This window comes from Dietzia cercidiphylli (assembly GCF_014145145.1).
Lineage (GTDB): Bacteria > Actinomycetota > Actinomycetes > Mycobacteriales > Mycobacteriaceae > Dietzia > Dietzia natronolimnaea.
The window spans coordinates 1-13305 of sequence record NZ_JAALEA010000018.1; the positions used below are offsets into that span (position 1 = coordinate 1).

13 protein-coding genes and 1 pseudogene are annotated in these 13305 nt (G+C 64.3%); 8 read left to right on the forward strand and 6 right to left on the reverse strand.

The window, feature by feature from the left end:
- Positions 1-274 precede the first annotated feature (274 nt).
- Positions 275-919 (reverse strand): winged helix-turn-helix transcriptional regulator, encoded by a 645-nt coding sequence (locus G6028_RS00950; RefSeq protein ID WP_194306738.1) that lies wholly within the window; start codon positions 917-919, stop codon positions 275-277.
- A gap of 103 nt (positions 920-1022) precedes the next feature.
- Between G6028_RS00950 and G6028_RS00955 the strand changes: the two genes are divergently transcribed.
- Both G6028_RS00955 and G6028_RS00960 read left to right on the forward strand, forming a co-directional pair.
- On the forward strand, positions 1023-1631 hold the full coding sequence (locus tag G6028_RS00955) for a maleylpyruvate isomerase family mycothiol-dependent enzyme (protein ID WP_182657744.1): 609 nt from the start codon (positions 1023-1025) through the stop codon (positions 1629-1631).
- Positions 1624-2022, forward strand: a complete 399-nt coding sequence (locus G6028_RS00960) for a nuclear transport factor 2 family protein (protein WP_182657745.1) — start codon at positions 1624-1626, stop codon at positions 2020-2022. The genes G6028_RS00955 and G6028_RS00960 overlap by 8 nt, the downstream gene beginning before the upstream one ends.
- 241 nt (positions 2023-2263) lie before the next feature.
- On the opposite strand, the gene G6028_RS00965 is transcribed toward G6028_RS00960, so the two are convergent.
- On the reverse strand, positions 2264-2638 hold the full coding sequence (locus tag G6028_RS00965) for a hypothetical protein (RefSeq protein WP_241730447.1): 375 nt from the start codon (positions 2636-2638) through the stop codon (positions 2264-2266).
- A 307-nt stretch (positions 2639-2945) separates the two neighbouring features.
- On the opposite strand from G6028_RS00965, the gene G6028_RS00970 reads away from it, so the two are divergent.
- The 3 genes from G6028_RS00970 (at position 2946) to G6028_RS00980 (ending at position 6649) form a co-directional block, all read left to right on the forward strand.
- Positions 2946-3728 (forward strand): ParA family protein, encoded by a 783-nt coding sequence (locus G6028_RS00970; RefSeq protein WP_068427649.1) that lies wholly within the window; start codon positions 2946-2948, stop codon positions 3726-3728.
- Positions 3729-4342: 614 nt separating this feature from the next.
- Positions 4343-4504 (forward strand): toxin-antitoxin system HicB family antitoxin, encoded by a 162-nt coding sequence (locus tag G6028_RS00975; protein WP_182657746.1) that lies wholly within the window; start codon positions 4343-4345, stop codon positions 4502-4504.
- 822 nt (positions 4505-5326) lie between these two features.
- Complete coding sequence (locus tag G6028_RS00980) at positions 5327-6649, forward strand: hypothetical protein (protein ID WP_182657747.1); 1323 nt, start codon at positions 5327-5329, stop codon at positions 6647-6649.
- Positions 6650-6905: 256 nt separating this feature from the next.
- Here G6028_RS00980 and G6028_RS00985 read toward each other — a convergent pair whose 3' ends face one another.
- A complete protein-coding gene (locus tag G6028_RS00985; protein WP_182657748.1) occupies positions 6906-7145 on the reverse strand; it encodes a helix-turn-helix domain-containing protein in 240 nt (79 codons plus the stop codon).
- Between the two features lie 225 nt (positions 7146-7370).
- On the opposite strand from G6028_RS00985, the gene G6028_RS00990 reads away from it, so the two are divergent.
- Positions 7371-7634, forward strand: coding sequence for a hypothetical protein (locus G6028_RS00990; protein ID WP_182657749.1), 264 nt, complete (start codon positions 7371-7373; stop codon positions 7632-7634).
- 148 nt (positions 7635-7782) lie between these two features.
- On the opposite strand, the gene mobF is transcribed toward G6028_RS00990, so the two are convergent.
- Complete coding sequence (mobF, locus tag G6028_RS00995; protein ID WP_241730448.1) at positions 7783-11307, reverse strand: MobF family relaxase; 3525 nt, start codon at positions 11305-11307, stop codon at positions 7783-7785.
- 311 nt (positions 11308-11618) lie between these two features.
- Here mobF and G6028_RS01000 point away from each other — a divergent pair, with 311 nt between their 5' ends.
- Positions 11619-11927, forward strand: coding sequence for a hypothetical protein (locus G6028_RS01000; protein ID WP_182657750.1), 309 nt, complete (start codon positions 11619-11621; stop codon positions 11925-11927).
- On the forward strand, positions 11911-12483 hold the full coding sequence (locus G6028_RS01005) for a hypothetical protein (RefSeq protein ID WP_182657751.1): 573 nt from the start codon (positions 11911-11913) through the stop codon (positions 12481-12483). The genes G6028_RS01000 and G6028_RS01005 overlap by 17 nt, the downstream gene beginning before the upstream one ends.
- A 76-nt stretch (positions 12484-12559) precedes the next feature.
- On the opposite strand, the gene G6028_RS01010 is transcribed toward G6028_RS01005, so the two are convergent.
- Both G6028_RS01010 and G6028_RS01015 read right to left on the reverse strand, forming a co-directional pair.
- Positions 12560-12883, reverse strand: coding sequence for a hypothetical protein (locus G6028_RS01010; protein ID WP_182657752.1), 324 nt, complete (start codon positions 12881-12883; stop codon positions 12560-12562).
- 141 nt (positions 12884-13024) lie between these two features.
- Positions 13025-13305 (reverse strand): annotated as a pseudogene (locus G6028_RS01015) (hypothetical protein); the annotation flags it as partial.

Here is a 13305-nt window from a genome sequence, read left to right on the forward strand (position 1 = left end):
CAATAGCCCTGGCCCCCAGTGAGACGAATATTCACTCACTGCCCATCTAGTTCGGACTATGACTTCTCCTACAGCGAAGCGCTCACAGGCTCTCGCTTTGGAGGCGCCGATAATGTGAGATTCCGTCATGTTTGCTGTTCAGCGGCAGTGCAGTTCGGCAAGCGTCTTGCATTCCGAAGGTAGCTTTGCACTCTTCGCCACTGCGTGTGATTGATCCGCGTGCTCGGGCGGTATCGCTTCGCTCCACCTCGAAACCTGTCGCCGTGTCTGCACTTCAGTGCAGCATCGGACTCGTCAACGGTGCGCAAAACGCAGCAGCGAATCGCTCGAGGAATACCCGCTCCCCCGAGAACTCGACCAGCCCCTCGGCAACGAGGTCGCTGAGCGAGGAAGGGTCCGCCAACGCGGCCCTCAGCCCGGGACCGGAGAACACGCAGTCCGGGACCCGTGCAGGCCCCACACCGGTCTCGACGCCGAACGTCGTGACCTCGGCGTGTGCAATGGCTTCGCCAGCTCTGACCTCGACCACGAACGGATCCAGTGGGGCGTCTGTCCTCGTCGTCATCATCATGGCAGCGAGCGAACGATCCGTGACGATCTCCCCGACACGGGGAGTCGCCATAGTCGAGGCGCCCCACAAGCTCATTGCCCTGAGCGCAGGCATTGCGGCCCGGCCCAGGTCGGTGAGGTCGTAGGTGACCGACTTTCCCTGACGCGACCGCACAACGACGCCTGCCTCCTCTAAGTCACGCAGGCGCGAGGTGAGCATGGTCGCGGCGATCCCCGGAAGGCCCGCCCGGAGGTCGGTGAACCTCGCCGGGCCAACTGACAGGTCGCGAAGAACCAGAAGCGTCCAACGCTCACCGAGAACCTCCGCCGCCCTGGCCAAGCCACAAAATTGACCGTACGTGCGGCCCATCACGCCTCCCCTCCCCTTGACAAAGTCGAACCAAGACCGAATAGTAGCAAATAACTACCAATCGATCCCTTGCCGCAAAAGCCCGGACCGGAAAGGTAACTCCGTGTTCAGACAGCCAGACCCCACCCCCCTCGACAGGGAAGCGTTCGCCGAGCGATCCCGGCTGGTCGGACTACTGGAAGAACTGCCCGAGTCCGGATGGGACGCGCGCTCCTTGTGCGAAGGGTGGCGGGTCCGGGAGGTAGTGGCTCACATGACAATGCCGTACCGCACCACACCGCTTGCGATGCTGTCGGGACTGGCCAGAGCGCGGTTCTCATTCGACCGCTTCGCCAATGCAGCCGCCCGCCGGGATACGGCCGAGCACGACAGTTCCCACTTGCTTCGATTCCTCGCCGACAACATCACCACCGTCTGGCATCCCCCCGGCGGCGGTGACGACGCTGCGCTTAGCCACGATGTGATTCACGGCCTCGACATCACCGAGCCGCTGGGATTGCCGGCCCCTCCGCCCGAACGAATCGGCTTAGTCCTGCGGCACGGAGGCGAGCGGGCGTTGGCTCACTTTGGAGTGGCCCTGGACCGGACTCTCGTTGCCTCCGACACTGACTTCTCCATCGGCCACGGAGCCCCTCTCGAGCTTGCCTCGAAGGATCTCCTACTTGCCATATCCAACCGTCGCACCGTAGATGCAGGGCAGTTCGATGACTGAGGGCAGCATGTCCGTTACCGGGCTCGAGCACTGCGGCAACTCGCCACGCACGGCGATCACAGCCCAGATCCTTCTCGCCTGGGCACAGGGAGACGACTCGACACTCGCCTCGTGGCTGGCCGACGATGTCAGCCATACGCTCGTCGGCTCATCCTCTGACACCCCGTGTCACGGGACTGCGGCCACCCTTCGTTCGTTCCGCGCCCCCGGGCCGATGACCCGCCTGGTGGTGCACGGACTACTTAGCCACGGCAAGGAAGCCGCCTGCGATGGAACCGCAACCCTCGAAGACGGCACCGTGGTGCACTTCGCCCACCACGCCACCTTCACCTCTGCAGGCAAGAAGGAGAAAGTTCGCGAAATCCGCACCTATCAATACAGGCGGACATAACTGGCCCGGTTGCCCGAAAATAGTGACATCACCTCATGCCCTAACACGCCAACATCTCGGCATCGGAGACGCCCGGCCTAATCCTCGTCTCGCTCCGTGGTGACGAACCTGCTGCGGCCGCAGCAGAAAACCACGACTGACTCTTCCGCGATCGATAAGTCCACCTTCCCGAGTGCCGATAAGACGCGTTCCGACAATCCGCACCCCGTCTCACTCCCCCACGGCGTCACTAGGTCGCTACTCAGATGTGTCCGCGGCGCCACGACCACACTGACAGTCCCACCAGGACTAGCGCGGCGACTGGCAGGATCCACCGCCCCAGCAGAAAAGCTTGGAGCTGCCACAGCTGCTCATCACTCAAAAACTGTAGGCCGCTGCCCCGGTCCGCCAGCGACATGTACATCGTCCAGGCACTGGCCGCACTGATCCCCGGTAGCCACATGTGGAGCGACCCGGCCACCAAGAGCACCGCCATCGGGAAGAACACCCAGAACCACGAGAAGCCCTCGCGATTCTGCGCGGCGTGCCGAGGCGGGACGGCAGCTCTGACCAGCACGACCATCAACACGGCGAACGTCCACACCCCCACCATCACGCTGCCGGCAACCGCCATCATCAATGACACCAGACCCAATCAATCGCGGTTAGTGCTGGTATGCGCATTTCCGTGGCCTTCGCCGTGGTGGAGGACTGTCAGTCGAGCCGCAGTTAGCTACTGTAGCAATGCGCGCATTGCTAGCACTGCTAGCTAGCCTGGCACGTATAGTTACGTGCGCTTTGCGAGTTTCCGTTGCACAGATAACTATGAGAGGTAACGTAGCTAGAGATGCAGCACTAGCTACCAACGAGTACCTCAGTGCACATACATGGCCAGCCAAACTAGCGGCTACCTCTGGCTGGCATCCACTTCGAGAGGAACGTACATGATCCGAAAGTTAGCGCTCTGTAATCAGAAGGGCGGCGTCGGCAAAACTGCAACGACGCTCGGGCTGGCTAGTGCGCTGAGCGCTCAAGGGCGCAACGTTCTGATTGTGGACGTCGATCCCCAAGGGAACTCCACCACGGGACTCGGTGTCGAAATCACGGACGGCATGATGACCACGTTCGACCTCATGAACCGAACAGCTTCGGGATCTGCGGCCGACGCCGTCATCGCAACTCCATGGGACAGGGTTGACCTCATCCCGTCCAACGAAGCACTAGCCAACATCGAATCAGACGGCGCCAACGATTTGATCTTCCGCCTCGACATCGCATTCGAGGGGCTCGACCTCTCGCCCTACGACGCGGTCCTCTTCGATTGTCCACCGTCACTGGGGAAGTTGCTCTTTGCCGTGCTGTGCGCAGTCGACGGGGTCATTGCTGTGACCGAGCCGACCATCGACAGCGTCCGGGGGATCGAGAACCTTCAGGAAACGATCCGCAATGTTCAGAGACGACCGAACCCCCGGCTCGTAATGGAAAAAATCGTCCTTAGCCGTAAACGGGCCACCGGGGAGCACCAATTCCGCGAACGCGAGTTGCGTAGCACTTACGGAGAACTGGTCGCGAAGACCGCCATTCCGGAACTTACCGCCCGACAGGACGCACATAGCACTCACACGCCGATCCACAAGTTTACTGGCGGCAAGGCATTGGCTCTCCAGGTGGCTTACACAGATCTACTTTCCGAGCTGGCGATCGAATTCGAAGGAAACGCAGCATGAGCGTCCAGCGTGAACCCGCAATCCGACGAGCTGCCCACCCCGCAGCAGACTTGCCAGAGCGGCCTACCCCGGCCACCACACCGGCCGCTGCCGTGCCGCTTCCCTCCCCACAGCCAACCCAGCCAGCTGGGCGAGGGGAGGAGCGACTGACGGAGCAGCACAATGTCCGGCTGCGCCCATCAACGAAAGCGCGGCTACTCCGCGCTGTCGACAAGCTTCGCTACGAGACAGGCGACCGCTCTATAAGCATCGCATCTATCACCGACATCGCAATCGTCGAGTACTTGGAGTCTCGAGACTGCTGATCAGGAATCAACAGTCTTGAGCAGCATCGGATCGGGCGCCGGCGCCCACTAGCGCCCTCCGAATGGCGCTGGTTCTGGTCGATGCTCTCAGACCAATGCCAAACTCGAGTTTCAAGCGAGGATGGCGGGCCGCCGACCCACGATCGACTGACTCCTGAACTTCAGCCTGCCGTCCCACGCACTATCTACCGTCATTTTTGACGTCGTGAGCGTGTCGCACCCATTTCTGACGTCAGGCATGCGAATTTTGACGTCATGGCGACCACACGTTCTGGGCCGGGCAGACCAGCCCTAGGGGAGCGGACACGCATGACGGTCCGCGTACCTTCGGATGTTTACGACGCGCTTCGACGTGAAGCCAAAGCACGTGGCATCTCCATGAACCAGTATGTAGCCGAAGTCGCTGCGACACACCTCGGCATGCCCGAAGCCGTGTCGAATTTTGACGACCAGGAGGCGATCCCAGCGTGAAGTAGTCAGATCTGTGACTGACAACTAAAGATCATGCAATCCGCAAAATGACTGATCCCGGCCCACTGACCGGTGGACCGGGATCGAAAGTCAAGAGTTTGAGTTGGCGCTCGAACTCGGGGTTGCTCACCATTTAGGAGAGCTGTGCTTCCAGGCACCTCTCAGGGTAGGTCATACCTTCCGGACGGTCCACTCGTTCCGGACGGCGTGTCCTATTCTGATACCAGAAAAACCGCATCCCATCAGGCCAACACGTGGTGGGAATCAGTGGCGAGTGCGTGGAGTCCGCGCCCGTATGTGCGTGTCGATCCACGCAAAGCGCACACCTTCTCGACAACTCGACGCTTCACCGACGGCGCCCCCGGCCCGGATGTGCCATATGCGCTGCATTTGACCGATGACGCCGGCCGCTTTCGCCTGCTTGCTCTGGACTTTGACGCCCATCACGCCGGCTCAACCGCCACCGCAGACCTCGCCAACTGCACCTCCGCTTTGAGCGCCACCGGGGTCGAACATCTGGTGTGCTCATCCGGGCCCGGTGGGGGATACCACGTGTGGATCCGCCTCAGTGCCGCGATCTCACCGGCCCGGCTCGCACCACTAGTGGACGCATTCGCCGCCGCCTGGCCTTCACTTGACCGCGGACCTCTGGCAAACCCTCGCACCGGCTGCGTTCGCGCTCCTGGCTCGCCCCACCGCTCCGGCGGAGCCTCGGTCCCTCTCAGTAGCACCGACATTCGCCCCGCATCTCTTCGAGCCTTACATCGGGTTACCGAACACCTCGACACGCGTCCGAGTCCCATTTCAGGGCCGCATCCGCAGGTGACGACCCGGCCGGTGCATGTTGATATCCAGGGGCGTCCGTACCTGGCCGGCCCACGCCGACCGCTCGCCGCCAGGATTCGCGCTCTCGCCGACACCCCGATCGCTGCCGGCACAGATGCCTCAGCGATTGGGTGGTCCATCCTGCTGGCCTGCGCACATGCCCGTATGCAACACCGAGACCTCGCCGAGGCAGCATTCACGGCGCAGTGGCCGGGTCTGGAGTTCCTGCGCACCCACCGCACAGCAGTCGGCCGGACCCCGCGCCTGGACGCCGAGCAGGAGCTCGCACGTCAGTGGACCAAAGCCGTCACCGCGGCCAGCTACACCGGCCCCGCCACCTGCACCACCAGCCCAGCCCGGCACACCGTGGAACAGACCGTCGCAGACCTGTTAACCCGAATGGACAGCAAACCGCAGCAGTGGCAGGGAAAAACCGGGTCCCAGGCACGCCTGGTCCTGCTCGCCCTAGCCGCCCGCACCCTCGATGCCGCCACTGAAGAAGTCCATTTCTCCGAAAGAGATTGGGCCTTGGCAGCGGGCCTGGCCCGAGACACCGTCGCAGACCGGCTTAAAGACCTGACCGACCGCGGCTGGATCCGGCGCACCCAGCGGGCGGTGGGCCCGTGGGCCGCGACCTGGAGGCTGGTAGCGCACGGGGGCGGGGAGACAAGAAGTGGCGCAGTATTTTCCCCAGCCCTTGAGCAGCGGCTGCGAGCAGAGCTGGAATCCGCCCGCGCGGACATCTGGCATGCCCGTTCGCTAGGGGTGCTCGGCTTGCGGGTGTGGGATCTGCTGCGCACGCAGCGCCTGCCGGTGCGGCAGATCGCCGCTCGTCTTGGGATCTGCGCGGCAACGGTGCGCAGCAAGCTTGGCGCACTCCAGGCGTACGGCTTGTGCACCTCGAACGGGCGCGTCTACCAGGGCCGCTCCCGGTTAGCCCGGGCAGCGGCGCTAGCTGGGGTGACGGGAGCGCATGCAGATCGGATGCGGTTGTACCGGTTGCAGTCGGCGGTATTTGTGTGGTGGTTCACCACCCGCTACCAGCAAGATCAATCCGACGCGCTAGGGGAGTGGGGCCACTTCCCAACTCCCGGTGAGGCCGAGCAGGTCCACCCGGTCGACATTGCGCTGGCCTACGGAGCAACAGCCACCGGCCCGCCGGTGGAAGCAACCACGTGGGGGGCCGCAATGGCTGCTCAAGACCGGCATCGGGAGGCTGACCCGGCAAGCTGGTGGGAGCTGGTTGCCGCGGCCCGTGCTGCCCTGCCCGCCCCAGATGTGCTGGCCGCCCCTCACCAGTGGTCGAGCGCCGCAGCCTGATCCTGGCCAGAGGTCGTGGCTTAGAGGGACGCTCACCACAGGGCAGGGGAGAAGACGATGGGTTCCTGTTCCGCGGTGTGGGTGTCGTGTTGGTGTTCTGCGGCTCGGTGGCCAAGGAACAACACAGCGAAGACGCTAGGGGCGTAGTCGGTGCCGGCTGGAGCTTCGGCCGGATCGGAGGTGGCGGTGTCGGTCCGGTGGGAACTGATCACCACTGCCAGCAAAGTCGCCTGAACGCGCGCCAACGCACGTGTGGTCAGGGAGCAGGCGGGCGGTGCAGGCCTTCTACTAGGTGGGCGGGATCGACGCGCAGCGCGGCGGCAAGGCTGAGCAGGTTCAGCAGTCCGACGTTGCGTTCACCGCGTTCGACCGAGCCAACGTAGGTGCGGTGTAGACCGCACGCTTCCGCCAACGCCTCTTGTGACAGTCCGGTACCTGCGCGTGCGGTGCGGACACGGGTGCCGAACTGGGTGAGCAGGTCGGCATCGCAAAGCATGCCTTCACATTCACCCGATGAACACTATCGGTCTACAGACTATGAGTAGCATCTAGTGGTTGTTGATTACGATAACCACCACCAAGGGAGCACATGCCTAAATCGAAAGGCAGAAAGACCAAGAACACTCGGTCCCGAAACCGGGTGGACCCCCGAGCGTCGACAACGTCGACGGTAGCGCCGTCTCAAGCGCTGTACTTGCCGTTGCCGTACCCGGCCTGGCAGATGTCCGAGGTCGTGGCAACGATCCAAAAGGTGGTGCCGTCCCTGACTGAGGAGGTGCTGCTGGAGATGCTGCTGTCGCACCCGCTGCATCTGCGTGATGTTGACGGAGCCGCGCACTCGATCACGCCGCTCGATCTCGTTGGCGATGACCAAGCCAGTGCTAGCGACGTGCTGGCGTCCCTGAAGGTGCTGCACGAGCTGGGAATGTTGACCTGGGACGCCACCTCGCGCACCCATCTATTCAAAGAATCTGGCCACGCCTAACCCTTGGCGAGATGCTCGCACCGTACCGAGAGGCTGATTGCCGCGGCCAGCGCAGCCCATTCCCGCCCCTGACGTACTGGCCGACCCCACCAATGGGCCGCCACTGCTGCCTGACATCTCAGATGGCCGCCGGCTCACAACAGGGCTGTCACCACAGGTCGGGGGAGGAGTCGGTGACAGGCCCCCACGCCGATGGGCTTGCCGTGTGGGTGTCCGGGCCGTGCTCTCGTTCGGCGGCTCGGTGGGCGAGGTAGGACGTGGTGAAGTCGCTCACGGTGGCGGCAGGAGACTCGGCCGGCGCGGTGGTGAGCGTGTGGCGAGTGTCGGTCAGCCACGTGGCCAGTTCCGGGTCACCGGTGGTGGTTTCTGGTGGGGGAATGGGCAGTTCGAGCTTCTCACCGACCTCGCGGGTCACGTGTCGGATTCGGTGGGCGATGACTGCGCCAGCGGATTTCGCGGTGTCGAGGGTGTCGGTGGCCTGGGCCCACATTTCTCGGGGGTCCAGGCCTGCCAGTGCCGCTTCGGTCCAGGCGTGCGCAATCTCGGTGCGCAGCTCGGGATCAGCATCAATCTGGTGGGCGTAAGCCCGCGGGAGAGCGTCGATGTACTCGGGCAGGGTGTCTGCGGTGAAGGTTCTGGCGGCGAGTTCTGCGCCGTGCCGGTAGAGCTGTTCGAGGCGTGCGGGGTCGGTGGCGTCGGTGTATTCCTGCCGCAGGGTTTCGATGGCCGAGGTGTGGCGGGTGTCGCGGGCCAGGACCGTGGACAGCACTTCTTGGGCGGTTGGTGCGGGGCGGTCGCCGGCGGAGTGCATGTGTCCGTCTTCGGCGGAGAGGTCGAGGTCGGGTTCGCAGACCGTGTAGACGCGGTTTTCTTTCTTGCCTCGGGTCATGGCGACGTACAGGCCGGCCCGATCGACGGAAGTGTCGATGACGGCGTGGGTGGTATCCACGGTGGAGCCTTGGGCGCGGTGGATGGTGGCCGCGTAGCCCAGGTGCATGTTGGTGCCGGCGTAGTCGGCGGGGATGAGCATGTCCTGGCCGGTGTTGATGTCGCGTACGGCGAGTGTGCCGTCGTCGGCGAGGTCGGTGACGGTGAAGAGTTGGCCGTTGATGACCCGCCCGAGGTATTTGCTGTCTGTGGTGTAGAGCTTCGAGTTCTTGCGGGCGATGACGGTGTCTCCGACGCCGACGGTGTCTGAGCGGGAGACGGTGGTGGTGCGGGTGTCGTCGACGAGGCCTTCTGCGATGCGTTGTGCGCGGATGACTTCGTTGAGGGTGTCGACGTCGTCGTTGCGGGAGGCGATGATCAGTGACTTGCGGCCGGCGTCGCGGTCGGCGAGGTAGGCCTGCACGGCGTCGGTGAGCATGGACTCTCGGTGTCCACCACTGATCCAGTCGCGGCCTTGGTATAGCTCGAGGGCATCGGTGTCGCCGACACGAAGCCCCAGTGTTGCTTCTGCTTGCTGGGTGTCTGCTCCCATGCGCATGACCTGGTCGAGCTCTACGGTGCCGGGGGTGCGGCACACTTCCGCGAAGATGCCGCCGGAGTTGACCGCGGACAGCTGGTACGGGTCGCCGATCAGTCGCACGACTGCCCCGGATTCGGCGGCGATCTCGGTCAGTGCGGCGAGGTTCTCGGTGCTGGCCATTCCGGCTTCATCGACCAGGAGCATGTCGCCGGGGTTGATCTGTACCGGCAGTGCCGACAGGGTTTGTCCGGGCTGGTTGGGGTGGAGTCCTCGCCAGGTGAAGGTCAGTGAGTCGATGGTGTGGGCGGGGGCGTGGATGTCTTCTGACAGCACGCTGGCGGCGGCGGCAGAGGGAGCCAGCCCGATCGCCTTCCGTCCTGTTTCTTGCCAGGTATCGGCCACGATCTTCATCGAGGCGGTCTTGCCGGTGCCGGCCGGCCCGACCCCTGCGGCCACGAGTGTTCCGACGGTGAGCAGGTGCTGTGCCAGAGCGTGCTGGCCGGGGTTCAGGCTCCACCCGGTGGCCGCGAGGTGGGCCTGCTCGGCAGCATCAAGTGCGGCGTCGGTGGCGAACACTGCGACCGGGGTTTGGGCAGCGTCAAGGACAGCGGTTTCGGCGTCGAGGACGGCGTCGGTGGTGAACTTTTCGCTGTTGGCGTGCCGGTCAATTCCCCTGTCTTGCTCAGTCATCAACTGCGCCGGCAGAGTCAGTGGTTCCGGTGGTGTCAGGGGCACCGCAATGCTTTCCATGGCGTACTCCAGCACAGCGGCGTGGGCTCGATTCAGCTCCTCGTCGGTGGTAAAGCGGTAGCCCTTGAGTGCGGTGGATACGGCGGTGTCCACGTGTGAGGCGCGGAACTGTGCACGCATCTGGGTCACCCGTGAGATGGCCTGCCGAGCCACCAGCTGGCTGTGCTCCTGGACGTCAAATACCGGTCGCTCTGTTTCGGTATCGGAGGCGGTCACGCGCTCGGTGATGGCCTCGACTGCTTCGGCTCCCACGCGCTCTTGAGCGGACTGTCGCCACGCGTTGCGGAGTTCGTCAAGGGACTGCGCGGGCTTCTTGGCGTCACGAGTGTCCAGGATCGCCTTCTGCCACAGAGCGTAGGCAGCACGTTGCGAAGGTTGGCGCCCGTGGGTGTCGACAAACTCGGCAACTAGGCGGTCGTAAACAGGTCTGGCGAGGGTGCGGCGGGATGAGAATGCGTCGATGAGTCGGCGGTCAATCCCGGCGATTTCCCAGATCGGAGCCTTATCCCGGTGTGGGTAGTGGGCCTCGAACTCGACACCCATCTGGCGGGTGAGCTTGTCGTGCAGGATCGCATCGTAGCGGGCCGAGATCGCTTGGTGCATCTGGTGGATTGCCCGTGAATCCAGGCTCAACCATCGTCCGTCGGGGCCTTGCACTTTGTTGGCGACTAGGACGTGGGAGTGCAGGTCCGGGTCGCCTCCTCGGGTATCAAAATGGGTGAACTCCGAGGCGATGAGTCCCCGGGTTTTGACCTGCTGGATTCCTTTGACACCGACGCGGGTGTAGATGGCGTTGTCCTCTGCCCAGGACAGTGCCTCGGCCACGGCTTCGTGGTGCAGTGCCGCCACTCTCGCGGACGTCTGTTCGTCTGCCAGTGCCCACAGAACGCTGACACTTTTCACCGGAGAGAAGGTGAAGTCGAACCCGGCGACTGCTTGCTTTACCTGGTCGCGTTCACGGTTGATCCAGGCAACGATGTCTTTGCCGGAGGCGTGTTCGTAGCCGAACTTCTCGGTGTAGAACGGGCGACCTATCTGCTCGGCCAGCTGCGCCCGCTCCTGCACAGTGGGTCGCCTTTTCTCGGTTGACAGGAACTGCTTCTCGGCAGCAGATAGTGCGGCCAGAACCTCGGAGGTTCCGGTGAAGACCGGGAAGGATCGTCCGAGTTTGCAGTCAGACAGTGATGTTCCGGCGAGCATCTTCTCGTCGGTGTCCGGGTGCAAACCTTCGCCGTAGAGCGCAGCCATCTGCGATTCCGTGACGGTGGCCCCGGACGTGGTTGCCTCAGAGTTCAGACCGGTGAGGCCGGAGCCGATCCAGCGCCCAGGCGGGGTGCCTTTCGCCGCGTAGTAGTCCGACAAGGACTTGCCCTCGGGGTCGGCGTCGTTGGTGGCCACCGAGCGCAGCAGGTACTGGTATCCAGTACCTGCATGTACCGCTCGGAGGGTCATCATGCGCTACAGCGTAGGCGTGTTGAAAGGCGGCGTCTACGCGTCGCGTCGCGCGACGCCGTGACCAGTGCCTTCCCGATCTCACTAATAGTGCCTACTGTGTGTGGAAGTATGTGGCGAGCGACAGCGAGGATGATCTAGCACGGCCGGTGCTAGATGCGGTGCGGCGATCGGGGACCAGGACGGCGCGACGATGACGGCGGCATGGTGGTTGGGCATTGCGGCACGATGGGTGGGGCAATAGGGTCGATTACATGGCGGCTACCAAGACTGATTCACGTTCACAGACCGCACGCGCGAGGGCTCGTCAGGCGATGGCCGACGAGCTGGAGCGGGCTCGCAAGCGCGAGGCCAAGTTGGTCGCGGTGTTCTCGGCGATCGACGCCCGCGATGACGCGCAGGTCGCCCTCGGCGATGCGCTGGTTGAGCTTCGGGACCTGGGTGTGGTGCAGGCCGATCTGGCGGAGATGACCGGACTGTCTGCCCGCGAGGTCGGGGCGGCGATCCGCGCCGCCAAGGACAACACCACCGACACCGACGACACGGTCAACGATGCCGACAGCGGTGACACGCCAGCGGCGGATCAGACCTCGGCGGACACCAACGGTGAGCAGCAGCCCTGAGCCTTCCTCGGGCCGGTGGTTCGAGGACATCCCGCTGCCGGGAATGGACGCCTGCCCCCGGCCCCGGCCTGCCGCGAGGCGGTCCAGGCCGTACGACTCATCACTGCCTCCGACCGAGGCGGCGATTGCCGCGTTTGGCTCACGTGTCGTGCGCGCCCCGGGCAGTGGGTGTCACATCTGGACCGGCGCCATCTCCGACGGGTACGGACGGATCACCTGGCGACAAGGCGGCGTCAGCAGAACCGAGTACGCGCACCGCTTCGCGCTCCTAGTCGCCGGCCAACTGACCGCCGAGGCGATCGGTGAGCACCGCTGCAACGAACCCTTGTGCGTGCGCGTAGACCCGGACCATCTCATCGCCTCAACCCAATCGGCGAACCTGCTGTACGCGGTCGCCTGCGGACGCACCGGCATCATCCGCAACACCACCGAACGCCACGACCGGCACGCCCGCTCCCTCGCCGTCCGCGACGCGGTCGCCGGCGGCTGGAACCCCAAGGCCTACGCCCAAGCTTGCGGCAACACCGCGCCGCTAGACGAGCCCCCACTGTTCTAGAATCGTCTCCAAACACCTACAGCTATGGCCCCACCAAAGAGGTGGGGCCATAGCTGTATCGGGCGGGTGGGAAGTGTCAGCGGGCGGCCGCCATGCGTCTTTGGCGGCGCAACTGCCAGTAACGCGGAATCGTCCACCGCAGCAGCGTCCTATCGATCACCACACGTGCCAGACGCGACCGGTAATGCACATCGATACGCACCGCGAACGACCAGTGCCCGACGAACCATGCCACCAGCCCCAACGCCATCACCGTCGGCGCCCAGGAGCTCGACTGCGCCGCACCACAGAACCCGATCACCGCGCAGATTCCCCCGATGCCGCGTGCCAACGGCGGCACCAGAAGCGAGGCCACAGCGACCACCGCCACGGCCTGTACCGCGGTCTGCACGTCCCACATGACACCCCTCCCGTGTTGGCGTTCGTCCCGTTACATCCCGAACTCAACCGGCGGAGGTCCGAGCCACTTGGTCAGTGCCTGTCCTGCTTTGTCAGTGTGCTCGCCCGGCCCGACACGACAAGGCCACCACGGTGCGGATCGCTACTTGTCATCGGCGGCCTGCCCGGAGGAACGAAACGCGTCCAACAGTTCACGCAAGGTGTCCGAGGTGGCCTCGGCCCGCACCCGGGCACGGTCGGCCTCCTCCGCCAGGGCTCGCGCCTGCTCTGACTCACGCTGCGTCTCATCGAGCTGCTGGCGAACCTGGGCCAGCTCGGCGCGCAGCTGCTCGGCGTCCCGGACCGCCTCACCCCTGGCCGTATCGGCGTCGGCTCGCTGCGCCGTGGCTGCCTCCGCCGCGGCGAGAGCGTCGGCCTCGCCGG